The sequence below is a fragment of the Spiroplasma endosymbiont of Phycita roborella genome (genome assembly GCF_964031195.1).
Taxonomy (GTDB): domain Bacteria; phylum Bacillota_I; class Bacilli_A; order Mycoplasmatales; family VBWQ01; genus Spiroplasma_E; species Spiroplasma_E ixodetis_A.
On record NZ_CAXIQJ010000004.1, the window covers coordinates 529,482 to 554,869 of the forward strand.

A 25,388-nucleotide genomic window follows, 5' to 3' on the forward strand; every position below is an offset into this window, starting at 1 on the left:
AAAACATGAAAAATGATAAAAAAAACACTAAAAATTCAAGTGAACAAGTAACTAAAAATAAGTTAGAATCTAGTTTTACAAAGAAGTCAGTATCTAAAAATGAAGGTGTAATACCACCAGTAACCCATAAATCTCATGATAAACCAGAATCAAAGGAAGAAATAGAAGATAAAAAAGCCAAATTGCAAGCTTTTAAAGATAATCAAAAAGCAATTAAAAAATTAACAAAAACTCATTCAAAAGAAATTTTAGCAGGTAAAATTATATCAATGACTAATAATACTCCTGATACTCAAACTAATGTTATTGAATTATTTGATGTTAAAAAATCTTACTTAACTGGAGACTTAGAATATGAAGTATTAAAAGGAGTTAATTTAAAAATTAAATTAGGTGATTTTGTTGTTATCTTAGGACCATCGGGAAGTGGTAAGACAACATTATTAAATATTATTTCGGGATTGGATAAACCTAATACTGGTGATGTTTTTGTGGCGGGATACAATTTATCTTTATTAAAAGATAGTCATTTAACTAAATTTAGACGAGATAATGTTGGTTTTATTTTTCAACAATACAATTTATTAACTAACTTAACTGCTCGTGAAAATGCTGAAGTTGGTGAAAATCTTGCTAAAAATAAAAATAAAAATATGATTATTGATGATATTTTTCAAGTTATTGAAATGGATGAACATATGAATAAATTTCCAAGTCAATTATCAGGTGGACAACAACAAAGAGTATCGATTGGTAGAGCACTAGCAAAAAATCCGACAATTTTATTTTGTGATGAGCCAACAGGAGCACTTGATGAGGAAATGGGGCGTAAGGTATTAGAGATTTTATTGGATGTTAATCGAGAATATAAAACATCAATTATTATGGTTACTCATAATCCTAACTTCCAATATGTTGCAAATACTGTTATTAACGTTAAAAATGGTAAAATTATTAGTGTAAAGAATAATGAAAAACCAATGAAACCAAATGAAATAAATTGATCATAAGAAAAGGGTATAGATGGGGGTTGATTTAATAAATATAAGAAAAATGCATATTTTCATGCATTTTTCTTATATTTATATAGAGTAAATACTTGTATAAAGAAAAAAATATTAAATTATAAGAATCTAATAGAAAATACTATATTTTATTTAGTTTAATTATTTTTTAGAAAGAAAAAGGTGCAAGGCAATGAGTATTGGTTTAATTACATTTATTATATGAATATGTTTAGTAATTTGAATAGTATTTTTAATTTGAGGTATAAGTTTATGTAATAGTAATAATGCATTAGGCATCATATTATTATTTTTAACATTAAATTTAATTGGTTTAATAATAGGAATTTCTTTATTATATAATAAAAATAAGCAAAATGTAGATAACAAAAAAAATATTAATAGTAATATTAAAATAGAAGAACTAAGTTAAATATTCCTTTTTAGAAATTTTAATATTAAATTAAAAAATCATACCTTAATTTAATACAATTAAAAATAAAAGGGAGCGTACCGAAGATGTCGATAACTAAAAAGTTTTAAAAATAGCTCCTTTCTTTTTTAAATCCTTAAATTAAAAATAAATGACAAAAGATGAGAATAAAAATCTTGTCTTTTTTTGTAATTGTAAAATTTTAAAATTTTTAAGAACCCTCTTTAACGCTATTATCAACACGTGTTAGGGAACTAAAAAAGTGAACTACAACACAGTTGTTAAAAATAGTAGCTAGCATGTGGACTTGCATGGATAAATAAAAAGTGGAGTGATACCTAATAAAATATACTAACCATTTAATGGTAATTCTTGGGGTGGGAGCGGATTGGAAACTAGTATATATAGACCTGTTGTAGGGACCTATTGTATTAATTCTATTCTTTATTTAACCAACCTTGCCACTCACCAGTGAGCAAGTGTTGGTTTTATTTTTTATTTTTTTTGAAAAATTTTTGGGCGAGAAAATAAATTTCAAACTTGTAAAAAAAATTGAGCGGTGCCGGTTCAATTAAAATATTAATTTGCTAAATGCAAATTAAATAAATATTGAATCGAATGCCTCAATGTTTTTTAAAATTTCATAATTTATTTTTGAGCCCAGAATTTCTGGAATGAATAAAACTAATAATAGTATTATTAATAATTTAAAAATCAAAATATATGTCCTTTATGCTAGAAGCAACAGGACATATTAGGAAAGGATTATTATGCAAATAGAATTTAAAAAAGAACAAATTGTTAAAGATAAACCACAATCTATTCTTATTGATTATGTTGAATATAAATTATCACTTCCAAAATGAATGATTAAAAATAATTCTTTTATTGTTGATAATAATTACACATATTGGGTTTTTAATTCTGAAAATATTAAAAGAGAATTAAATGGTGATGAATTAACAAAATTATTAGAACCATATATTTCTGAACAGAAAATAACTGTTAATAAACCAGAAACACCCAAAGAATATTATCTTAATGATATAAAACTTGAACCATTAACATTTTATGAATAGCATAATAGTTGATTTATAGGTGAAATAACAGATAACAAAACTAAAATTACTAATCCTTGTTTTAAATATAACATTACGTGAGAAGAAAACAGAAAAGGTTTTAAAATAAATAATCCATATAAACATGATGATTTACCAATTAATTATCTAGTTACTTCTTATAAGGAAATTTCAACTCATAATGAAAAAATATTTTTGTTGAACATGTAAACAAAATAAATTAGATTATTTATTCTTTAATACTAATGATATAAAAACAAGAAAATATTTTTTAAGAGATAAAAATAGTAAAGCGATTTGTTATGACTGTATTTTAAATATTAGGTTAAGTAGGAGGTATAAATATGGATAAAGAATATTTAACTAAAAGAGGAACGATTTGCATACCAGACAGTGATGATATTGAATTTAAAATAGGACTAATTAAACTGATTGATGATTTAAAAAAAGATAATTTAGTTTGTGGTCATAAAGAATTTATTGAAGAATGTAAATATTGTTGATGTAATTGTGATTTAGAAATTATTAAAACAGTTATTAGAGGTTAACTTAATTAATGCAATATGATTTAATTATTGGAATTGACCCCGCTGGAATTGGTAATAATGGAATTGTTATATATTCAAATGAAACTAATAATATTGTTTTTAATGAAACATTCAATACATTAACTGTTTTATGAACTAAAAATATGTATAAAGAAAAATTTCAATTAATTAAAGAAAAATTTATTGATAAAAAAATATTAGTTATTGTAGAAAATTTCTTTTTAAATTCAAAACAATTACTAACTAATCCATTATCAACGCCTAAAATCATTGGTGCATTAATGGTATTAGTTCAAGATGTTTTCAACTGAGATTATCTAGAAAACCAACCAAAAAATAAAAATAAAATAACAAATTATAAAGGAAATATAAAATTAACAAAACATGAACAAGATGCTTATAAGCATATTCAATATTATTTAAAAAATCATAAAAAAATATTAATTTTTGATAATTATTTAAGGAAATTATAAACATGAAAGATAAAGCAAATTATGTCAAATTAACAGTAAAACTAAGTAATACTATTGAAGCAAAATATTACGAAAAAGGTAATAAAGAATTATATTATAGTGTTAGAGGTCAATGAAATGGATTAAACTATGTTACTTTAATTTTTAACAACCCAAAATTTTATAGACGCTGTATTTTATTAAACAAAAACGATGAAATTATAGTAACTGGTCAAATTTTTAATACTTTAAATATTCCTAAAAATCGTGCATTTTGTTCAATTAATGTTAAATGATTTAAAAAATGAAAAGAGTAAAAAATGATATTATGAAAAATTTTATTAATAGTACCAATATTAATAACAAGCATAACACTAATAATATTTTTAATATTTATTATTAAAGAATTAAAAAATGAATATAAAGTATTAAAAATATTAAGTGAAATTTCTAATCAAATTAAAACTAAGGAGAAATAATAATGAATAAAGAAGAGTTAGAACAATGAGTATTTAATGAAATAGGTAAAATTGAAAGTATTAAAGAAGATAAATTATTACATGAAAATTGTATTAATAAAGAAAAATTAGTATCTTTTTTATCTGAATTTTATAATAATTTTAATCAAGTTGAAGACAAATGATTTCAATCAAAAGCAGATACTTATGCAAATATATTAGAATATTTAGAAAGTAATGAATTTTATAATGATAATAAAAATTAAAAAGAATAATAAATGTGGTTATGGTAGAGTTTTTGCTCATAAATGTAATAACTTATGTAAACAAAAACAAAATAAAAGAGTTAGGAAAGAAAGGTTAAATTATGAATAAAGAAAAATTAATTAAATATTTAAAAACTTTATTTATGGAAACTGATAATTGAGAAAAACAAACAATTATTGCAACGAATTTAATAATACGTGAAGAACTGATTAAAAAAATAGAAAATGGAGAATTTGAATAATGATAATATTACCTACTTTGTTTGAAAATAAAGATGAAATTGAAATATTATCACCATTTCCAAAAGCAATTCATACAAGTAATGATATTAGAACAATTATTTTAAGACAATACCCAAATGTTAAATCAAAACACATAATTGTTTCTGACCCAGAAAGTAATGTTGCATTAATAGTTGGTGATAATGATGTTTATCAAGGTTGAATTAAAGTAACAGTTAAAAAATTAGAAATTAAAGGAGAATAAAAATGGAAACAAATAATTATACTTTAACTAAATTAATTAGAACTGGAATAAGTCCAATTTGTGCAATGATTGGTACAAGTGCTTATTATGGTCAAGTAATTGCAAATCCAGTATTAGGTTCAATTAATAGTTTATTATTTGGTAAAAAATTAGGTTTAGATATATGAAATTTAAATCAAAGACCAAATACTAAAACTAAACTAATTAATAGTAGTAAAAAAATATTACTAGGTTTAGGAACAATTGGATTAGCAAATTATAGTAAATGAACAGAAAATAATATTACTCCAATTATTCCAACAACACCAACTCCAATCACTACTACAACAGAAGGTCCACCATGATTACTATTAAATAAACAAGAACCAAATTACCATTTCTGGTTAGTATATTTTATTAGGTATCACTCCACTTTTTATTTATCCATGCAAGTCCACATGCTCTAGCTACTATTTTTAACAACTGTGTTGTAGTTCACTTTTTTAGTTCCCTAACACGTGTTGATAATAGCGTTAAAGAGGGTTCTTAAAAATTTTAAAATTTTACAATTACAAAAAAAAGACAAGATTATTTCTTGTCTTTTTCCTTTGTTGATAATTTTAATTTAACTTATAAAATGTATATTTTATTTTTTTAAATACGTCGAATATAAAATATAAATTTAATGTTTTAAGAAAAGAGAGTAATTTTGTCTAATTTTCATTATTTTTCAAATAATTCATTTTTGGAAATAAGTTACTAATATGATAATTAATTATTTCGTAAATTTGACAACCGTCCTAGTACATTTAATAATTACTTACTTATTTTTATTATGCTTGCTATTTTATTTTTAGTTATTGAGACAATTGCAGATTGACAAAAGTTTAGATTTTCCTTAAAGAAAAAACATGATTTATTTTTTATTAATTATGGTTTATGAAAAGATTGTCGTCACCCTAATTATTTAGCAGAAATTGGGTTTTGATATATGATGACAGCATTGTTTATTTGTGATTTATTATTTAAAAATATTAATAGTGATATAAATAATTTATATCATTTATTATGATTATTAAGTCCGTTGTATTTTAATGTTGTAGTAATTAATATTACCGACATACCAATATGAGAAGTAAAACAATGACAAAGGTTCCACTCTAATGAAGATTATTACAAATATTTAAATGAAACTAGTTGTGTAATGTGTTATATTGGTAAAAAAGGTCCAATTAATAAAGTGAAAAAATTAATATATAAAAAATAAGAACATATGTTCTTATTTTTTATATATTAATTTATTAAATTCTTTTTATTGCACTATTAACAAAATCTTCATTTGGATCAAATTTAGTTTCGTTATTAATATTTCATAATTTTTCTTGCTCTGTTTTAGTAACTTTATTAGGCATTTGTATATCAAGAATAACATGTAAATCACCACGTTTACTACTATTAGGGTAATAGAATCCTTGATTTTTTAAAGTAATTTTGTCACCGTATTGTAGTCCTAATGGTAATTTATGTTTAATTATTCCTTCAAAGGTAGGAATCATAATAATATTTCCCAAAATAATATCTAAGTAAGATACTGGTAATTTAATATACATATCACTACCTTGACGATCTAAGAAAGCGTGTCGCTTAATATTAATACCAACAAATAAATCGCCTTGAGTGCCACCATTATGACCAATTTTACCTTTACCTTTAATTCTAATTTGTTGACCATCAAAAATACTGCGAGGAATATCAAATTCTAATTTTTGATTTTCAATATAATAGCGATGTCCTTTGCATTTTAAACATTTTTGACGAATAATTTTACCAAGTCCTTGACATTGGTTGCAAACACCTTGATGTCTAAACATACCTAATGGTGATTGTTGAACATATTCAAGAACTCCTTTACCTTTACATTTATCACATTTACTAATATCATTAGGAGTTCTAGCACCAGTTTCTTTACAATCCTTACAAGCAACATCAATGTTAATACTAATGGTCATTTTTTTGCCAAAGAATACATCACGATAACTAATTTCAACTTTTGTTAGGATATTATCACCTGGTGTTTTACCATTATAGCGTTGTTGTTGTTGTCTTCTATTACCACCAAATAAGTCACCAAATAAGTCACCAAATGCTGAACTAAAGTCACCGAAACCACCAAAACCAGAAGAACTGCCAACTCCAGGCATATCATGACCAAATTGATCATATTTTGCTCTTTCATTAGTATCAGATAAAACTTGATAAGCTTCACTTATTTCTTTAAATCGAGCTTCATCACCACCACTTGGTGAATCAGGATGATATTTTTTTGCAAGCGTACGAAACGCTTTCTTAATTTCATCTGGAGTAGCATTACGTGAAACTCCTAGAATTTCATAATAATCACGTTTTTTACTTGCCATTTTGTCCACCTCTAATTATTTTATTTAGTTGTTGCGTCAACATCAATAACATCATCACTTTTATTATCATCTTTTTTAATATGATCTGTTGGTTCTTGTTTTTGTTGGTTCATAAATTGTTGTGCAGCAGCAAACGCTTGTTTTAATTGTTCTAGTTTTTCTTTTAAATCATCATATTTTTTTTCATCTAGTGATTTTTGTAAATCATCACGTAGTTTTTTCATTTCAGCAATTTGTGGATTTTCTGCTTCACCTTCTTTTGCTGATTTAGTAACTTCAGCAGTCATTTTATCAATATCATAAATATAGGCTTGTGCTTGATTAGATAATTCAATTTCTTCTTTATGTTTTTCATCGTTTTCACGATTCTTTTCAGCATCTTGTACCATTTTTTCAATTTCGTCTTTACTTAAAGTACCACTATTGCTGATAGTAATTTTTTGTTCTTTATTAGTTTTTAGATCTTTAGCACTAACAGATACAATACCATTAACATCTATATCAAAAGTAACTTCAATTTGTGGAACACCTCTTGGTGCTGGTTCGATGCCACTTAATTGGAAACGACCTAGTGAATGATTATCTTTAGCTAGTGGACGTTCTCCTTGTAAAACACTAATATCAACAACGGGTTGATTGTCTTCAGCAGTTGAAAATACTTGTGACTTTTTAGTAGGAACAGTAGTATTACGAGAAATTAATGGTGTCATTACTCCTCCTAAAGTTTCAATACCTAATGATAAAGGAGTTACATCTAATAGTAAAACGTCAGTAACATCACCCGATAATACTCCTCCTTGAATAGCAGCACCTAAAGCTACTACTTCATCAGGGTTAACACCACGATGTGGTTCTTTACCAATTTCGTTTTTAATAACTTCTTGCACAGCTGGGATTCTTGTTGAACCACCAACTAAAATAACTTCATCAATTTCATTTTTGCTTAATTTAGCTTCTTTTAAGGCATCACGAACAGGAGCAATAGTTCTTTCAACTAGTGATTTTGTTAGTTCATTAAATTTGGCACGTGTTAATTTTTCATTTAAATGTAATGGACCTGAGGCATTCATTGAAATAAACGGTAATGAAATATCAGCTTGTACTACTCCTGATAAGTCTTTTTTCGCTTTTTCAGCAGCATCTTTTAAACGTTGCATTGCCATTTTATCTTTTGATAAGTCAACACCATTACTTTTTTTGAATTCACTAACTAAATGTTGAACAATTAAGTCATCAAAGTCATCACCACCAAGTTTGTTATCACCACTAGTTGATAATACTTCAAATGTTCCACCCGCTAATTCTAGAACTGAAACGTCAAATGTTCCACCACCTAAGTCAAATACTAAAATTTTGTGATCTTTATCTTGTTTATCTAAACCATAAGCAATGGCAGCAGCAGTTGGTTCGTTAATAATTCTTTCTACTTTTAATCCCGCAATAATTCCTGCATTTTTAGTAGCTTCACGTTGTTCATTGTTAAAGTAAGCAGGAACAGTAATAACTGCTTTTGATATTTTTTTACCTAGTTTTGATTCAGCAAAGGTTTTAATAGTGCGTAAAATTTCTGCAGACACTTCTTCTGGTTTACGTGTTTTAGTAGCGGCTTTAACTGTTTCTTTAGTTCCCATAATTCTTTTAATTGAACTAACAGTATTATCTGGATCAGTAATAGCTTGACGTTTAGCAACTTCACCAACCATAATTTGACCATCTTTGTAAGCAACAACTGATGGTGTTGTTCTTCCACCTTCGGCATTTTCAATAACTTTTGGCTTATCACCTTCCATTACGGCAACACATGAATTAGTTGTTCCTAGATCGATTCCTAAAATGATTTCTTTATTTGTTGTTTTATTTGTAGACATAATATTTTCACTCCTTAATTTTTCTTTGTTTCTGTTTTTTCTTCTTTAGTTTGAAAAACTTTAACTTTAGTAGTGCTAATGACACGATTATGCAATTCATAACCATTAGCTATAACTTCAACAATAGTATTATTTTTTACATTTTGATAAGCATTGTTTGTATTATCATTAATAATTTCTACTGCCTCATGTTGGTGAGAATTAAATTGATCTCCAACTTTAGCAGTAATTTCTTTTAAACCTTCTTTACCAAGTGCTTTAATTAATTCTTCATAGATAAATTTAAAACCAACTAGGAAATTTTGAACTGCTGCATTATCAGTTTTAAAGTTTAGTGCTCGTTGGAAATTTAATAAAGTATGAACTAAATCTTTAATAATTTTTTGGTTAGCATATTTAATGTGTTCTTTATTTTGAATTTCTAATTCTTTAATGGTATTTAATCTAGTAGCTAGCATTAATTGCTTTTGCTGTGAATTAATTTTATTAAGTTCTGTTGTTAATTCTTTAATTTTTGTTTCTAATTCGATTTCTTTATTTAATGATATTTTTTCTTCTTCGACACTTACTGGTGTTTCAGTAACAGGAGTTGAAATAGTTGTATCTTTAGTTTCTGTTGCTGATACGTTATCAATGTTATCTTTTTTAGCTTTTGTCATTTTATCATCTCATTTCTATTTAAAGTTTTTAATCAATGTTTGATTAATCCAATTTAGAATTTCGGTTAGTTTTTCATATTCTAAACGTTTTGGTCCAACAATTGCAATTTGTCCTTGTTCACCATCATGAATTTTAAAAGTAGTAGTAATCATTGCCATATCGTTATTTTCATTGCCCAGTTCTTCACCAATTTTAATTTGTAGTTGATTATTATTTAATTCATCAAAATACATTCATGGTGATTGTGATTCAATGAATTTAATAATTGTTTTAACCTTATTAATATCATTAAATTCAGGATTTTCTAACATATATTGAACACCATGTGTTGTTGATAGTGGTCGTGAGAAATTAATTAAAGTGTTAACAAATCCTTGAATAATATATTCTGATTTTTGTACTTGTTGTTCAAGAATTGGTTTTAATAAATTTACTTTCTCACTAATTTCACTAATTTTAGTACCAATTAATCTGGTGTTAAAAATATCAATAGCAATTGATAAATCGGTTAATGATGTTTCTTGAATATTAAACATTTTGTTTTGAACATGACCATTACTAGTAATACAAATTGTTAAAGCATTATCATTACTAATCGGTATTAATTCAATTTTCTTTAAAGTATCTTCATTAAGATTAGGACCAGTAACAATACTAATCAAATTAGTCATTTCACTTAAAATACTACTAGTTTTATTTAATACTTCGGTAATTACTAAGTTACGGTTATTAAATACTTCTGCTATTTTTTTCTTCAAGATTTCTAGTTCTTGGTGTTCACCCATATTCATTAAATTATCAACATAATAGCGATAACCTTTTGTTGAAGGAATACGACCACTAGAACTATGTGCTTTTTCTAATAATCCTAATGTTTCTAATTCAACACATTCATTACGAATAGTAGCACTAGAAAAATTAATATTGTTATTATTTTCTAAAATAGTTTTGCTACCAATTGGTAATCCTGTTTTAATATATTTTTCAACAATGATTTTTAAAATTTGTGATTGTCTGTTACTTAACATTGTTCACCACCTTTTTTAGCATTCATTAACATTGAATGCCAATACTTATATAATTATAACTGAGAGTGTAATAATATCAAGACTTAATTGAATTTTATTTTTTTACTGAGAATAAACATATTATCTTTATTGATAGTAATTACCATTCGTTTGTGGGGTATTAGTTCTTCTTTAATAATAGCTTGTGCGATAATAGTTTCAATATAGTGTTGAATATAGCGTTTAATCGGTCGTGCGCCATATTCTTCATCATAAGCATCTTTTAGTATTTTATTAACTACTTCTGATTCATAAGATAATTGTAAATTTTTTTCTTGTCTTAATCGTAATAATAAAGTATCTAATTCTTTAATAATAATTTCTGTTATTACTTTTTTACTTAATGGATTGAAGATAATAATTTCATCAATTCGATTAATAAATTCTGGTCGAAATGATTTTTTTAAGATATTTAATGCTTGTTCTTTACTGTTATCTTTACCACTTAATAGTTCTTGTGAACCAAGATTTGAAGTCATAATAATTATTGTGTTTTTAAAGTCAATTAAGAGACCGTGACTGTCTGTAATTCTACCTTCATCAAGAATTTGTAATAAAATATTTAATACTTCAGGATGGGCTTTTTCGATTTCATCAAAAAGAATGATACTGTAAGGATTTCTTCTTACTTTTTCGGTTAATTGTCCACCATTTTCATAACCAACATAGCCAGGAGGTGAACCTAGTAATTTGCTAACTGCGTGTTTTTCCATAAATTCTGACATATCAATACGAACCATATTTTTTTCGCTATCAAATAAAATATCAGCTAAGGTTCTGGCAACTTCAGTTTTTCCAACACCGGTTGGACCCAAGAAAATAAATGAACCAATTGGACGATTGGGATCTTTAATACCAGCACGAGCTCTAATTAAAGCATCACTTACCAACTGTAGGGCATTACTTTGACCTTTAATTCTTGTATTTAAAGTTAAGGGTAATTTTAATAATTTTTCTTTTTCGGTTGCTAATAAACGAGTAACAGGAATGCCGGTTCATTTTGCAACAACTTTTGCAATATCTTCACTAGTAACATCTTCGCGTAGTAAAGGATTATCTTTTTTTATATTTTCACTATCTTTAAGTTCTTTTTCTAAGTTGGGAATAATACTATATTGTAGTTCACCAGCTTTTGTAAAATTACCTGATAATTGATACAATTCTAGTTCTGATTTAGCATTTTCTAATTTATTTTTTAAACTAGTAATATGGTCTAATGCTGACTTTTCTTTGATTCATTTATCTTCTAATTGTTGTAAAGTATTTTTTTTAGTTTTTAATTGTTTATCGACTTCAATTAGTCTTGTTTGCGAGTTTTCATCTTTTTCTTTGCTTAAGGCTGCTTGTTCAATTTTTAATTGTAAGACTTTTCTTCTTATATCATCTAAATCACTAGGAACCGAAGCAATTTCAGTTTTAATACTAGCACAAGCTTCATCAATTAAGTCAATTGCTTTATCAGGTAAGTAACGATCATTAATATATTTATTAGATAGATAAACAGCTTCTCGTAATGCACTATCATGAATTTTTACACCATGATAAGCTTCAAAACGTTCTTTTAAACCACGTAAGATAGCAGTTGTATCTTCTGTTGTTGGTTCTTTAATAATCATCTTACGAAATCTTCGTTCAAGGGCTGCATCTTTTTCAATGTATTGACGATATTCGTCAAGCGTTGTGGCACCAATACAACGTAGCTCACCACGCGCTAACATTGGTTTTAGTAAATTAGAAGCATCCATTGAACCTTGTGTTCTACCAGCACCAACAATTAAATGTAGTTCATCAATAAATAAAATAATTTTTCCATTAGAATTTTTAATTTGGTTAATAACCGCTTTTAATCGTTCTTCAAACTCACCTTGGAATTTAGCGCCAGCAATTAGTGCTCCCATATCTAGTTCATAAATAATTTTATCTTTTAAGTTACTAGGAACATCACCACGAACAATACGTTGGGCTAAACCTTCAATAATAGCAGTTTTACCAATACCAGGTAAACCGATTAAGACGGGGTTGTTTTTAGTTTTTCGTGAGAGTATTTCTTCTACTTTACGAATATCTTCATCACGTCCAATAATAGGATCCATTTTTCCTGTTTTAGCTTGTACAATTAGATTACGAGCGAATTTATCAAGAATTTTAGGATCATTACTATAGTTAGGGATTTCATTTAATTGCATAATGTCACTCCTCTTTTTAGCACTATAATTACTTGATTGCTAATCATATTAATATACTAACAAATAAAATTAGCAGTTTCAAGTAGTAACTGCTAATTTTATATTTAATTGACTTAGGGATAAGTATTTTCAATTAAAGAAACTTAATATAATATTAATATTTGTGATAGATCTTGTAGGTATTTTAGATCTTAAATATATATTTCTCGTGTAAATAATATATATCATATTTTTAAAAGAATTGATATACTAATTACATAATTGCTAGATAAAAATAAATAATAGTAATTTAATAACTTTTAAATATTAAATTTATAAGGAAATATTATGAAACAATTTAAACAAAAATTAATTTTATTACTTAGTGCTAGCAGTTTATTAGTAACCTCAGTATTAAGTATTAGTTTTAATAATAAAAATCATCAAACTAGTAATAGTAAAGTTAGCGGCTTTCATATTACTGTTAAGTCATCAAATCGTAACTTAGTTAATAGTATTAAATCTTGAAATAATGATTCACAATATTTATATAATAATGTTAAAAATACACCATTAAATGTTAATTTTGATAGTTATGATCAAATTATTAATAATGATTGAACACATAGTAATATTGAAACCAATGATATTATTAATGATCAAGGTTATAGTCAATTAAAAAATATTATTAATGATAATAGTAGTTATTTTAAAAATGCAGAAGGTTTTCTTACTGCAGGTGTTTTTGGTCATACTTTTAATGAAAAAAGTAATAATTTAATTTTACAATATCATCAAACAATTAAAGAAAGTATTGATGCAGGACTTTTTGCAACAATATATGAAGCAAGTGACATTAATACTTTAATGGAAGTTCCATATAATTTACAACCAACTACTAATTTTCAAAAATCTAATTTTGAAACGCGTGCTAAAATATTTCCAATTGGACCATTTGCAAATACTAAGGATAGTTTTAGTAATGAAATGTTTGTTTTTTATGTGCATCCTCCTTTTAAAAAATTAGGATTAGAAATTTCTATTAATAATGAAAACAGAGAAATAAAAAAAATTGTTAAAACTAATAGTAATAAAACTTTTGACTATGCTATTTTAAACCAAGATTATAGTAAAAATAAGCCCACTATATATAATGTTAAATGAAATGATAGTGATGGTAGTACTGTTTTAAGACAAGAAACACTTACTATTAATAGTTCTATGCCAGACATTCAAGTTATTAATGAAAAAGAAGATAAATCTTCATTAATTCATCAATATTTTATTAATGATGAAAAAAATAGTAATTTACAAATGATTGCTTTTAGTCAAATTAAATCAGAAGCTGTTATTACTGCTAATGTTAGTGAAGATAAATGAACATATCAGCGTGTTGATGATAATCTTGTTCCGCAAGAAGAAAAGGTAACACCTATTTCAAATCAACCATTAAAAACATATCAATCTGAAGATCATACTATTTATTTATTACAAAGAATAGTAAATGATAAAGTTGATAATTCTTCAAGACAATATTTAAATATTTATAATATTAATCCTTTATCAACTAAGTTTTCTGGTTTTACTAATTTTGCTAATAGTCAATCTGGTATTGAATTTAATCAGTATTTACAAGAAACTACTAATATAGATTGTGCAATTGATGTACTAAATCCAGGTCAATTACATTATTGATTATTATTTTATGAGCACGATTTAATTACTCATTTATATGCTAATGTTAAACATGATGAAAAAAATAAAAATAACCCTTTTGCTTTAGCAGAAATAAAACCAAAGACAACAACTTTAATTAATAATTGAAATATTATAATTATTGGTAGTACTTTTTTATTAGTTATTATTGCTATTCCAGTAGTTATAGCAATATTAAGAAGAATAAAAATTAAAAAGTAAGTGGTTAATTGAAGTAAGCCTAGTCATTATAGATATAGTTTATTAAATTTTAATCATATAGATAGTATAAAAATTTATGTAATATTGATAAAAATAATTAAATTTTCGATACTAAATATAGAAAATATGATATTATTTTTTTAAAACTTAATATAAGTTTTAAATTCATTACTTATTCAAAAGTAAATGAGTTTTTTTATTTTTTTAAAAAAGGAGAAGTTAATAATGACTTGATTAGAAGTAGAAAAGGCAATTGCAGATTTAGATGAAAGACAAAAAGATGAAACTAATTTTATATTAGTTGATAGTAATTATCATCCAGAAATGACTAAGAAAAAATACAAATACTGAAAAAAATTTAAAACAAAACATTCAACAGCAGCAAAAACATTAAAAATTATTTCTGCATCTACTAAAGGACTTGTTAAGGGGGGTTATGAAGGTATTCCTGAAGGTGCTGTTAGAGGTACTATTATTGGTGCTGGTGGTGTTTTGGTTACAACTTTTTTTGTATCTCCACCTGCCGGCATTATTGTTGCAGGAGCTGCTGTTGCTGGTGGTGTTACTTATGCAGTTGTTAAAGGTAGTCATGTAGCTATTATAAAAGGAAAAGTAGCAGCAAAAAAATTTGATAAAAAGAAAAAAGTACAAAAACAAGATTTAGAAGAAGCACAAAAACACGCAATAAATTCTAATACAGATTTACAAAATAAAACAAAAACTAAATCAAAAAAATCAATTAATTTATAGGATAGGTAATTTTTAATTTCATTAAATTGTGGAAAACTATTTTTATTTTTATTTTAAATTTTTGTATTAAAATAAGTGTTATTTAATAAATATAAATCTTATTTAATTATTGATAAAATCATGTTAAAATTGTAAAGAATTATATTATAGAAGAGGATAAGTATGGAAAATAAAAACCAAGAAGTTAATTTTGAAAATAATAGTGAAAATACATTTCCAAGAACTAAGTTTTTTCTAAGTGTTGGTTATTTAATAATACAAGTATTAATTCCAGGAATTATTCTTTTTTTTACTACTAGTACTGATTTTACTTTTAAATTGCCTTTTTGAATAATGGTACTTTCTAGTTTAAGTTTAATTATATTTACTTTTATTATAACCTTTATTACATATAAGTTAAAATTACATCAATTAGATCAATTTACATATAGTATTCCATTTGCTTTTGTTTTATCATTATTTTATTTGTCAGGATACTTTTTAACTCCTCAACAAATTTTAATACGTTTTATTATTTCAATCGCTGGTGCTGTTATTGGTATTTTTTTAACGAGTATTATTTTATTATTAGTATTAAGAAAAAAACAAAAAAAATCATATATTAAGTTATAATAAGTGATATAAATCTAAAAAAATAAAACGAAAAAAAGGAGCGTAATATATGTTACGCACCTTTTTAAATATATGTTTTTTATTTACTGTATAAAAATTATTCAATATCTAATTCTCATACATTTGTAATTGTTCCAGCAAATAGTTTTTTATCAACTATTAATGATGAATATACTGAAGCATTTAATTAATATTTGTTTTTTACTTGACTAAAGCTTGAATCAAGTTCATAAACATTATTATTATCAGTAGTAGCATATATTTTGTTATTTAAATCTTCTATTGATAAAGAAAAAATTTTACCATCTTTCAAATTAATTTTTTCTGTTATTTCATTTTTGATTAAATCATACTGATAAATTTTGTCTTCTGTTGCTAATATTAATTCAGTATCAGATAGTGCTTTAATATCAAAAATAATATTACTTTTATTTTTAAAATCATATTTTAATTTATGGGTTTTAGTTTCTAAATCAATTTCTCATAATTTCCCTTCACTAGTGCTAGCGTATATTTTATTTTCTGCAATTTTAACTAGGGCATTTACATCACCTCAATCGTCAAAACGATATTTTTTAGTATTACCAGTATTAATATCTAATTCATAAACATTACCAATACCAGTACCAACATATAACTTATCTTTTGAACCTTCAATTAAAGTTTTAGAATCATACTTATCACCAAATCCAATGAATTTCTTTTCTGCAGTTTCAGTTTCTAAATCAATTTCTCAAATTGTATTTGTTATTGTACCAACATATACTTTACCATTTGATGCTTTAATTAAACTATTTATACGTTCTTCATTTAATTGATATTTATTGATTTTTGTATTATTAGTAAAATCAATCTCTCAAATATTTCCGTTCTCTGTTGCAGCAAATATTATACTATCTGAGATTTGAAGAAATTTATTTATTTTTCCATCATTTAATTCATATTTATTAGAAATTTGACCTTCACCTATGATAATTGTTAGATTAGTAGTTAAATTTTTAAATGAATCATAATTATAATTAATTTTTGCATTAATAGAACCACTAACTGTGAAGTCTTCATCTTTTAAATCAATTTCTTTATTATTAGTAATTTTGTTTAATGAAAATAAATTATTTTTAAAAGAATTTTTAATTTCAGAAATTAATGAATTTTTAATAAATTCAGCATTAATTGAATCATTTAATTCCATTACTGAACTTTGAAAATTAACTTTTTTTGTATATTTTGTTTCATTAATAGCATCAACAATTTTTTCAGAAGAAGCATTAATATTAATTATTAATAAAGTTTCTTTATTTTTAATTTCTCCATAATTAAAAATGATTTTAGCATTAATTATACCTCATTTATCTAAATCTTCTTGTTTTAAATCTTCTTCATTATTAGTAATTTTATTAAATTTAAAATCTTCGAATTTAAAAACATTTTTAATATCATTATTTTTTATTTCATTTTTAATAAATTCAGATTTATTAATTTTTTTATTGATAGATTCTAAACTATCTTTCATTGTTATATTAACTGTATATGTAGTTTCACTAATAGCATCAACAATTTGTTTATCTGAATATTTTACACTGATTTTTAAATCAACAAATTGATTTTTAATTTTTCCATAATTATAATTAATTTTTGCATTAATAAGTCCTATTTTTTTAAAGTCATTATTATTAATTTCTTCATTTTTTTCATTTATAATTTTATTTAATGAAAATAAATTATTATTAAAATTTTTTTGATTAATTTCATCTAATGAATTTTTAATAAAGTCTGAACTAATGTTTGTTTTTAATTCATCTATAGTACTATTAATTATAATATTATCAAGTGAATAATTAGTTTGATTAATTGCATTTACTATTTTTTGATCATTATTTTTTTGTTTTTCTTTTATTGCACATGATGCAATACTTAAAGACATTGGTAATACAACAGTTAATACACCAACTGTTGCTAGCATTTTTTTATAACTTAATTTTCTTTTCATCTTTCACGACTCCAAAGTGTTATTATATTGTTTTTTTTGTTTGAATTTCAATACTTAAAAAGGAATGAGTTAAATTGAATATCAATTTTATTTTCATTCCTAAATAATTTTTTAATGTTTTAATTTACTATTGATCAGTTTACATTAGTTTTAATTTATATTGATTTGTTGAAGATTTTTTTTGTGAATTTAGTGAATTTGCTTCTTTTTTTATTGAAGAAAAATCTTGAATCTTATTTACTTTTTTATTAATTTTATATCCTTGTTTCAATATTTGATATTCTGGTCTAGATTTTACATAACTACTGCCTTTATCAACAATATATTTACCACCTTTAGCAATTACAATACCACCAGCAGTTGCTTTTAATGTATTCATTAATGATGCTTCTGGATTTAATACTGCATTTAATACACCACCACCAGCACCACAAATTAATGATGTTCCAACTTTAGTTTTATTTTTATCTTTATTTTTTACAGCTTTTTTAATTTGATAACCTGCTATTCCTCCGGCTGCAGCACCAATCGCAATGTTGGTAACAGGCACTGGATTTGTTCATGAAAGACCGTCAATTGCTCCTAATCCAGCACCAAACAATGGTAAATAATCAATTGTTTCATTAATGATATTTTTATCTTTAGCCATCTCTTTTAATCTTCCTTTCTAAAAATAAAAAAACTCATTTACTTTTTAACAAGTAATGAGTTAAAAACTTATATTAAGTTTAGAAAAATAATATCATAATTTTAATAATAATTATAAAAAAATATTAATTACATAATTTAGTGTAGATATAATTATAGTTACATTAAATATTAAATATTAAAGATATATTTTTTTATTTTTCTTTTTTAGTAATTTTTATATTTAAATTATGTGTATAATTACTAAATTTTGTATTGCTTTTAATAAAAAATACTTTATAATATTTAAGACTGTTTATGCAGTTTCAACCGCTCTACTTTAGGTTAACAAGTGATTTATTCCACCTATAAGGCGAGTCTAAACTGGAGGTAATAAGAAAAATGTTTGTAGTTATTCAAACAGGAGGAAAACAAATTAACGTTTCCTATGGTCAAGAGATTTTTGTTGAAAAACTTGTTGGCAAAGCTAAAGATAAGATTATTTTTGACAAAATATTGATGATTGATCAACAATTCGGTAAACCTTTCCTAAAAGGTGCTGAAGTTCATGGTGAGATTATTAAACAAGATAAATCAAAAAAGATTCGAGTGTTTAAATATAAACCTAAGAAAAATTCAAAAACAATGTATGGACACCGTCAGCCATATACAAAGGTATTAATTACTGATATCTTACTTGGTGGTAAAAGTCTTGTTGATAAGAAGACTGAACAATCAAAACCAGTAATTAAAGATGAAGTAAAAAAAGAAGTAATTTCTGAAGTAGTAACTCCTATTATTAAAGAGCCAAAATCAGTAGTTAGTAAAGTAAAAAAAGAACTTACAAAAGAAAAAGTTGTTAAAACTAAATCAGTTGTTAAGGATAATATTACAGAACCAGATAACACTAAAACTGTTGTTAGTGAAGGTAATTTAAAAACTATTTTTGATCATAAAAATATGACTGTTAAAGTTGTTAAAGAAGATGATGAAAATAATAAAAAATAATTTAAGGTAATATTAAATTATGGTTAAAGTTACTTATAATTACCAAAATAGTAACATTGTAGAAGTTATAATTACTGGTCATGCTAATTTCTCAAAAATTGGAAATGATATTGTTTGTGCAGGGATTTCAGCCATTGTTATTGGTACATTAAATGCACTTCATGAACTTGATAATAATCAAGTTCAAGTAATTAATAATACTGCTGGATTAGTTAAACTTAAAGTTGCTAGTTTCACTAATAATAGTCAAATCATTTTAAAAACAATGCTTTGACAATTAAAAACTATTAAAGAACAATATCCAAAATATATTAACATAAAGGAGGTGTAATTATGTTTTATAAATTAAATTTACAATTATTTGCTTCAAAAAAAGGAGTGGGTTCAACTCGTAATGGTCGTGATTCACATTCTAAACGTTTAGGTGCTAAAATTGGTGATGGACAAAGTTTAAAAGAGGGAACAATTATTTATCGTCAACGTGGAACTAAAATTCACCTTGGTGAAAATGTAGGACGTGGTGGTGATGATACCTTATTTGCTTTAAAATCAGGAATTGTTAAGTATACTATTTTTAAAAAAAATAAAACACGAGTTTCAGTTATACTTGATAAAAAGTAAAAATAAATTTTTAATAATAAAAACCTATTTTCAATGCTATCATATTTTGAAGATAGGTTTTGTTTGTTTATTTTATGTTTAATGATATGATAGGAGAAAATAATGAAACATATTACTTTAATAATTACTGGTAGTATTGCAGCAAACAAAGCCTTAATTTTATTAAAACAATTAAAAAAAGAATTTTTAGTTGATATTATTTGTACTAAAAGTTCTTTACATTTTCTAGAAGATAAAACATTTTCTTATTATTCTGAAATGTTTGAACAAGAATCATATGTTAAAGGAGATTTAATTACTCATACTAATTTAGCGATTAAAACAAATTTAATTGTTGTTTATCCTGCTACTATGAGTTTTATTAGTAAAGCAAATTTAGCAATTGCTGATAGTTTAGAATTATCAGTATTTTTAGCTTCCAAAGCAGAAAAGATATTATTTCCAGCAATGAATCATAATATGTATCACAATCAAAGTTTTCAAAAAAATTTATTAGAATTATCTAATTTTGAAAATATTACTATTATTCCTCCAGATTCAGGAATGTTAGCTTGTAAGATGATTGGTGATGGACGGGTTAAAAGTCCAGATAATGCATTAGCAATAATTAAAGATTTTTTTAAAAAAAATATTGATTTATCTGATAAAAAAATTTTAATTAATATTGGTCGCACTAGAACTTATATTGATCCAATTCGTTATATTACTAATAATTCTTCAGGAAAAATGGGTAAAGCATTAGTAGATGCTTTTCTTAAAACTAACGCTAAAGTAGTATTAGTTGCAGGTGATTGTGATTTTGAAATTAAATCGCAAAAAAACCTAACTATTATTAAAGCGAATACTAATGAAAAAATGTTCTTAGCAATGAAAGAAAACTTTGATAATGCTGATATTGTAATATGTGCTGCTGCTTTAAATGATTATAAAGTAAGTAAATATATTCCTAATAAAATAATTAAAAATAAGAATGAAAATTTATCTTTATCACTGATTGCTAATATTGATGTATTGGCATTTTTAGGTAAGCAGAAAGCACAACAAGTTTTAATTGGTTTTGCTGCTCAAGAAGTTAATGATAAAAATCTTGGTATCGAAAAAATGAAAATTAAAAATTGCGATGGTATTTGTATTAATAATATTAGTGTTATGGGTAAAAATGAAACAGAAATTAATTTTTATTTTAAAAATAATAATTATAATTTGATTGGTTCAAAAGTGGAAGTTGCTAAACAGATAGTTGATATTATAAGTAAAAATATTTTAAATTATTAATATAATAAAAATAGAATTTGAGTATGTAATTAATTTGTATCAATAAATATATAAGAAAACGTTATATATTTAAGTATATTTTTAGGAAATGTTTAGTAATCTGTGTAACTTACAAAAATAACTATGTTTAATTAATTCTAGTAAATATAATTAAATGACTAGAAAGAGTGAGTTACAGATGGCTAAAAAAGATAACTTTAATAATAATGATCCAATATCAAAAGCAGTAGATTTATTACTAGAAAATACTGAAGATTTAACAACAGTTTTTAAACCTGGCGGTTTATATAAAGAATTAACAAAAAGATTAGTTGAAAAAATGTTGAATTCTGAAATGCAAAATTATTTAGGATATGAAAAAAATCAACATAGTACTACTGAAAATGCTCGTAATGGTACAAGTTCAAAAAAATTAATAACTCAACAAGGTAAAATTGAAATTGATGTACCAAGAGATCGCAATAGTAATTTTACTCCTGTAATAGTTCCTAAAAGGCAGAGGCTTTTTAATAATCTGTGTATTTTTGTTTTACAAAGTTACTAATTTAGATTAATTCTGTCTTCAAATTTTATCATAAAATGAGCAATTGCTGTATTTCAATTTTGAATAGGCAATGTTCATTTTTTTGTTATATTTTCAATTGCCAAGTAAAATATTTTGAAAACTGCCATATCATTAGGAAAAACTTTTTTATTTCTGATGATTTTTCGTAATTGACTATTAACAGATTCAATAGCATTTGTAGTATAAATCACTCTTTTGATTTCTACTGGATAACTAATAAAAACCATTAAATTATCTCAATTTTTATATCAAGATTTAGTAATTTGAGGATATTGTTTATTTCATTTACTTTCAAACGATTCTAAAGCTTGCATTGCTTGTTCTTCACTACATGCACTATAAATTGGTTTTAAATCTGCAACTAGACCTTTTCGATGTTTGTATGAAACATATTTTAAACTATTTCTAATTTGATGAACAATGCATAATTGATGTTCTGTTTTAGGATAAACTGATTGTATTGCTTCTGACATGCCTGTTAAATTATCACTACAAGCAATAAGAATATCATTTAAGCCACGATTTTTCATTTCTGTGAAATTAGATAATCAAAACTTAGAACCTTCATTTTCACTAATTCATAATCCTAAAACATCTTTTTTGCCTTCTAAATCAACTCTGGAATGGCAACCCTTTTTAGGACTATTTTTTGGTAGACATTTGTTTTTGATAACTAATTGGAGTTAGGTAGTTTAGAGTACTGTGAATTCTTATGTTGTTATATCAATTGATGTAATCAAATAATTCTAATTTTAATTGGATTAATGATATAAAATTTTTATCATTAATAAATTCAATTTTGAAAGTTTTAAAAGTTGCTTCAGCAACAGCATTGTCATAAGGACATCCTTTTTTGCTTAAAGATCGAGTTATGTTGAAAGCTAATAAAAGTTTATCAATAGTTTTATTATTGAATTCATTACCGCGATCAGTATGAAATATTTCAATATCTTTTAAACAGTGATTTGATTGCATAAATGCTTGATATACTAATGATGCATCTTTTTTAACTCCAACACTATGTCCAATAATTTCGCGGTTAAATAGGTCGATTAATAGGCAAATATAGTTTCATTTACCATTAACTTGAACATAAGTTAAATCACTAACAATAACTTCATTTTTAATTCTATTATTAAAGTTTCTATTAACAAGATTGGTTATTTGACTATCATTGACTTTATTATGATAATTTTTGAATGATAATTTAGTGTATTTTGATATTAAATTATGCTTATTCATAATTTCTTTAATTTTTCTGCGTGATAAATAAATTTCTTGGTTTGCTAGTATGACTTTTAATCTTCTAGTACCATAAACTTCTTTATTTTCTTTAAAAGCACTAATAACAGCTTGTTCATAAATATTATTTTGAATTTTATTTTTTTTCTTTAAATTAAAATAATATGTTGATTTAGAGAGTTTTAAAAAATGACACATTGTGCGCATTTTATATTTAGATTTATTATTTGCAATAATCTCTATTTTCTGCCTATTATTAGTGCTGCTTGCTTTAAAATATCAATTTCCATTCGTAACTGTTTTAATTCTTTATTTGCTTGAATTAATTGTTTTTCTAAATCTGAAAGATTATCTTTAGTTTTAAAACTACCTGAATTAGTAAATTGCTTAATTCAATTGTAAGTAGCTGCTCTTGTAACATTGTATTCTTTAACAAGGCAAGATACTGATTTGCCACTTTGATATAAAGCTACTATTTGTTTTTTAAATTCATCTGAATATGAGTTAATAGTGACCATAATTATAATTCCTTTCTTTTAACTAATTTGTTCACTTGTCTATGTAATTAGTGTCCAATAAAGTGTAACCCATCCAGATTTTTTACAATCATTGACTTTACAATATAAAAAATTAAAAGTTGGTTATTTTGTTAATGCAAAAGATGGCGTATTAAATCAAGCATTAGTTGAAAATATTGGTTGCTTTACTGAAACTAATATTAAACAAATTTTAAAGCATATGATTGGTGATAGAACTTATAACATTGATATGTATACCAAAATGGTTAATTTTAAATGTTATCAAATAAATACAGCAATACAATTATTATAAATTAACCATTTCAATTTAAAGATAACTAAAAATAAAATAAAACTTATTAAAGTAAAATTTAATAAGAATTTTTGAGTTATAAAAGTAAGTATTATTGTTGACTAATATTTTACAAGTGTTAAGATTAACATACAATTGCATATTGAAGTCTAAATTATTCTCGTCTAATCTTATAATTTAAAGACAAATTTGAATATTATTGACAACATCGGTACGCTCCCAAATTTTTATTATATCTAAGTGTCCATTTTTAGCCGCTATTATTAAAGCAGTATTATTAAATTTAGTTCTATGTAGAATTACATCAGAGTTTATTTTAATTAAAGTATCAACTATTTCCAAATAACCTTTTCTGGCGGCTATTATTAAAGCAGAGTCACCAAGGTTGTTTACATGATTATTAATGTCATTATCTTTTGTTATTAAAACTTTAACTGTTTCTGTGTGTCCGTTTTCAGTAGCTCATATTAGAGCAGTATCACCAAATATATTTGTATCATTAATATAAGCACCACTTTTTAATAAAGTTTTAATTGTATTTACATGCCCATTTTGTGCTGCTGATATTAGAGCGCTATCACCAATTCAATTTTTGTGATTAATAATCTTACTATTTGTTGCTAATAAAGCGTTAACTACTTCTGTGTGTCCCTTTTTAGCAGCCATTCTTAAAGCATCATCACCAAAATCATTTATATGGTTAATATTAACGTTATTTTTTAATAAAATTTGAACAATTTTTAAATTACCATGTTCAGCAGCTATTGTTAATGGACTATTATAATGTTCATCTACATAATTAACATCAGCATTATTTTTTAGTAAAGTTTGGGTCAATTCTAAATCATCATGTTTAGCGGCTTTAATTAATTTTTCATTTTTATTAATTTTTATAGTTGTATTTAATTTAGATATTTCTTTTAAATTAGACATTTTTTTCTCCTATCAAATTAAAAAACCTATTTATTTTAGTTTTAAAATAAATAGATTAAAAACTTATATTAAGTTTGAAAAAATTATATCATAAGATTTATTTCTATAGTAAATATAGATAATTGCTATTTAAA

General features: G+C 24.5%; 27 protein-coding genes, 3 pseudogenes and 1 other annotated feature. Of the genes and pseudogenes, 20 read left to right on the plus strand and 10 right to left on the minus strand.

Annotated features, from left to right (window positions below; translation table 4 throughout):
• The first annotated feature begins 5 nt into the window (after nt 1-5).
• The 11 genes from AAHM95_RS04905 (at nt 6) to AAHM95_RS04955 (ending at nt 5,973) form a co-directional block, all read left to right on the plus strand.
• Nucleotides 6-1,010 (plus strand): ABC transporter ATP-binding protein, encoded by a 1,005-nt coding sequence (locus tag AAHM95_RS04905; RefSeq protein WP_342274268.1) that lies wholly within the window; start codon nt 6-8, stop codon nt 1,008-1,010.
• A 1,197-nt stretch (nt 1,011-2,207) separates the two neighbouring features.
• Nucleotides 2,208-2,516, plus strand: coding sequence for a hypothetical protein (locus AAHM95_RS04910; protein ID WP_342274269.1), 309 nt, complete (start codon nt 2,208-2,210; stop codon nt 2,514-2,516).
• A 344-nt stretch (nt 2,517-2,860) separates the two neighbouring features.
• The gene (locus AAHM95_RS04915) at nt 2,861-3,064 is read left to right on the plus strand and encodes a hypothetical protein (RefSeq protein WP_281748672.1); all 204 of its coding nucleotides are present in this window, start codon (nt 2,861-2,863) and stop codon (nt 3,062-3,064) included.
• 8 nt (nt 3,065-3,072) lie between these two features.
• On the plus strand, nt 3,073-3,537 hold the full coding sequence (locus AAHM95_RS04920; RefSeq protein WP_281748671.1) for a hypothetical protein: 465 nt from the start codon (nt 3,073-3,075) through the stop codon (nt 3,535-3,537).
• A gap of 2 nt (nt 3,538-3,539) precedes the next feature.
• Nucleotides 3,540-3,833 (plus strand): hypothetical protein, encoded by a 294-nt coding sequence (locus tag AAHM95_RS04925; RefSeq protein ID WP_281748863.1) that lies wholly within the window; start codon nt 3,540-3,542, stop codon nt 3,831-3,833.
• Nucleotides 3,834-3,836: 3 nt separating this feature from the next.
• Nucleotides 3,837-3,995 carry a hypothetical protein gene (locus AAHM95_RS04930; RefSeq protein ID WP_338975867.1) on the plus strand — a complete coding sequence of 53 codons (159 nt, stop codon included), beginning with the start codon at nt 3,837-3,839 and terminating at the stop codon, nt 3,993-3,995.
• Between the two features lie 2 nt (nt 3,996-3,997).
• Nucleotides 3,998-4,240, plus strand: coding sequence for a hypothetical protein (locus tag AAHM95_RS04935; RefSeq protein ID WP_338975868.1), 243 nt, complete (start codon nt 3,998-4,000; stop codon nt 4,238-4,240).
• Nucleotides 4,241-4,341: 101 nt separating this feature from the next.
• The gene (locus AAHM95_RS04940; protein WP_281749441.1) at nt 4,342-4,482 is read left to right on the plus strand and encodes a hypothetical protein; all 141 of its coding nucleotides are present in this window, start codon (nt 4,342-4,344) and stop codon (nt 4,480-4,482) included.
• Nucleotides 4,482-4,727 carry a hypothetical protein gene (locus AAHM95_RS04945; protein ID WP_281747959.1) on the plus strand — a complete coding sequence of 82 codons (246 nt, stop codon included), beginning with the start codon at nt 4,482-4,484 and terminating at the stop codon, nt 4,725-4,727. Before AAHM95_RS04940 ends, AAHM95_RS04945 begins: the two co-directional genes overlap by 1 nt.
• A gap of 2 nt (nt 4,728-4,729) precedes the next feature.
• Nucleotides 4,730-5,173, plus strand: a complete 444-nt coding sequence (locus AAHM95_RS04950; protein ID WP_342274270.1) for a hypothetical protein — start codon at nt 4,730-4,732, stop codon at nt 5,171-5,173.
• A 368-nt stretch (nt 5,174-5,541) separates the two neighbouring features.
• Nucleotides 5,542-5,973, plus strand: a complete 432-nt coding sequence (locus tag AAHM95_RS04955) for a DUF1295 domain-containing protein (protein ID WP_342274271.1) — start codon at nt 5,542-5,544, stop codon at nt 5,971-5,973.
• Nucleotides 5,974-6,007: 34 nt separating this feature from the next.
• Here AAHM95_RS04955 and AAHM95_RS04960 read toward each other — a convergent pair whose 3' ends face one another.
• The 5 genes from AAHM95_RS04960 to AAHM95_RS04980 form a co-directional block, all read right to left on the minus strand.
• Nucleotides 6,008-7,123: a DnaJ C-terminal domain-containing protein gene (locus AAHM95_RS04960; protein ID WP_342274272.1), complete on the minus strand. Its 1,116-nt coding sequence runs from the start codon at nt 7,121-7,123 to the stop codon at nt 6,008-6,010.
• A 20-nt stretch (nt 7,124-7,143) separates the two neighbouring features.
• Nucleotides 7,144-8,991, minus strand: a complete 1,848-nt coding sequence (gene dnaK / locus AAHM95_RS04965) for a molecular chaperone DnaK (protein WP_342274273.1) — start codon at nt 8,989-8,991, stop codon at nt 7,144-7,146.
• A gap of 14 nt (nt 8,992-9,005) precedes the next feature.
• On the minus strand, nt 9,006-9,650 hold the full coding sequence (locus tag AAHM95_RS04970) for a nucleotide exchange factor GrpE (RefSeq protein WP_281748893.1): 645 nt from the start codon (nt 9,648-9,650) through the stop codon (nt 9,006-9,008).
• A gap of 15 nt (nt 9,651-9,665) precedes the next feature.
• On the minus strand, nt 9,666-10,679 hold the full coding sequence (gene hrcA, locus AAHM95_RS04975; RefSeq protein WP_338977904.1) for a heat-inducible transcriptional repressor HrcA: 1,014 nt from the start codon (nt 10,677-10,679) through the stop codon (nt 9,666-9,668).
• Between the two features lie 83 nt (nt 10,680-10,762).
• Complete coding sequence (locus AAHM95_RS04980; RefSeq protein ID WP_281748895.1) at nt 10,763-12,904, minus strand: ATP-dependent Clp protease ATP-binding subunit; 2,142 nt, start codon at nt 12,902-12,904, stop codon at nt 10,763-10,765.
• Nucleotides 12,905-13,231: 327 nt separating this feature from the next.
• On the opposite strand from AAHM95_RS04980, the gene AAHM95_RS04985 reads away from it, so the two are divergent.
• The 3 genes from AAHM95_RS04985 (at nt 13,232) to AAHM95_RS04995 (ending at nt 16,162) form a co-directional block, all read left to right on the plus strand.
• Nucleotides 13,232-14,800 (plus strand): hypothetical protein, encoded by a 1,569-nt coding sequence (locus tag AAHM95_RS04985; RefSeq protein WP_338976120.1) that lies wholly within the window; start codon nt 13,232-13,234, stop codon nt 14,798-14,800.
• Between the two features lie 225 nt (nt 14,801-15,025).
• Nucleotides 15,026-15,550, plus strand: a complete 525-nt coding sequence (locus tag AAHM95_RS04990; protein WP_342274274.1) for a hypothetical protein — start codon at nt 15,026-15,028, stop codon at nt 15,548-15,550.
• Nucleotides 15,551-15,712: 162 nt separating this feature from the next.
• Nucleotides 15,713-16,162 (plus strand): DxFTY motif-containing membrane protein, encoded by a 450-nt coding sequence (locus AAHM95_RS04995; RefSeq protein ID WP_342274275.1) that lies wholly within the window; start codon nt 15,713-15,715, stop codon nt 16,160-16,162.
• Nucleotides 16,163-16,349: 187 nt separating this feature from the next.
• Here the strand turns inward: AAHM95_RS04995 and AAHM95_RS05000 are convergent, their stop codons facing one another.
• On the minus strand, nt 16,350-18,152 hold the full coding sequence (locus AAHM95_RS05000) for an outer membrane protein assembly factor BamB family protein (protein WP_342274276.1): 1,803 nt from the start codon (nt 18,150-18,152) through the stop codon (nt 16,350-16,352).
• Between the two features lie 139 nt (nt 18,153-18,291).
• Nucleotides 18,292-18,801 (minus strand): hypothetical protein, encoded by a 510-nt coding sequence (locus AAHM95_RS05005; protein ID WP_342274277.1) that lies wholly within the window; start codon nt 18,799-18,801, stop codon nt 18,292-18,294.
• A gap of 296 nt (nt 18,802-19,097) precedes the next feature.
• Nucleotides 19,098-19,170, plus strand: a sequence feature (ribosomal protein L21 leader region).
• 11 nt (nt 19,171-19,181) lie between these two features.
• Here AAHM95_RS05005 and rplU point away from each other — a divergent pair.
• The 5 genes and pseudogenes from rplU to AAHM95_RS05030 form a co-directional block, all read left to right on the plus strand.
• Nucleotides 19,182-19,472 (plus strand): annotated as a pseudogene (rplU, locus tag AAHM95_RS09670) (50S ribosomal protein L21); the annotation flags it as partial.
• A 334-nt stretch (nt 19,473-19,806) separates the two neighbouring features.
• On the plus strand, nt 19,807-20,118 hold the full coding sequence (locus AAHM95_RS05015; RefSeq protein ID WP_281748879.1) for a ribosomal-processing cysteine protease Prp: 312 nt from the start codon (nt 19,807-19,809) through the stop codon (nt 20,116-20,118).
• A 2-nt stretch (nt 20,119-20,120) separates the two neighbouring features.
• On the plus strand, nt 20,121-20,408 hold the full coding sequence (gene rpmA, locus AAHM95_RS05020; protein ID WP_342274278.1) for a 50S ribosomal protein L27: 288 nt from the start codon (nt 20,121-20,123) through the stop codon (nt 20,406-20,408).
• Nucleotides 20,409-20,510: 102 nt separating this feature from the next.
• Entirely contained in the window at nt 20,511-21,683 is a 1,173-nt protein-coding gene (coaBC, locus tag AAHM95_RS05025) for a bifunctional phosphopantothenoylcysteine decarboxylase/phosphopantothenate--cysteine ligase CoaBC (protein WP_342274279.1), read from the plus strand.
• Nucleotides 21,684-21,861: 178 nt separating this feature from the next.
• A pseudogene (locus tag AAHM95_RS05030) lies at nt 21,862-22,224 on the plus strand (transposase); the annotation flags it as partial.
• Here the strand turns inward: AAHM95_RS05030 and AAHM95_RS05035 are convergent.
• Nucleotides 22,224-22,865: pseudogene (locus AAHM95_RS05035) on the minus strand (IS256 family transposase); the annotation flags it as partial. The pseudogenes AAHM95_RS05030 and AAHM95_RS05035 sit on opposite strands and share 1 nt — an antisense overlap.
• 25 nt (nt 22,866-22,890) lie before the next feature.
• Nucleotides 22,891-24,008 (minus strand): IS3 family transposase gene (locus AAHM95_RS05040; RefSeq protein ID WP_342274281.1). Its coding sequence is split into 2 segments (ribosomal slippage): nt 22,891-23,738 and nt 23,738-24,008, totalling 1,119 coding nucleotides; the frame shifts between segments, so codons are not numbered across the junction.
• Between the two features lie 91 nt (nt 24,009-24,099).
• Here AAHM95_RS05040 and AAHM95_RS05045 point away from each other — a divergent pair.
• On the plus strand, nt 24,100-24,321 hold the full coding sequence (locus AAHM95_RS05045) for a hypothetical protein (RefSeq protein ID WP_281749330.1): 222 nt from the start codon (nt 24,100-24,102) through the stop codon (nt 24,319-24,321).
• A 177-nt stretch (nt 24,322-24,498) separates the two neighbouring features.
• Here the strand turns inward: AAHM95_RS05045 and AAHM95_RS05050 are convergent, their stop codons facing one another.
• Entirely contained in the window at nt 24,499-25,254 is a 756-nt protein-coding gene (locus AAHM95_RS05050) for an ankyrin repeat domain-containing protein (RefSeq protein ID WP_342274282.1), read from the minus strand.
• Nucleotides 25,255-25,388 lie beyond the last annotated feature (134 nt).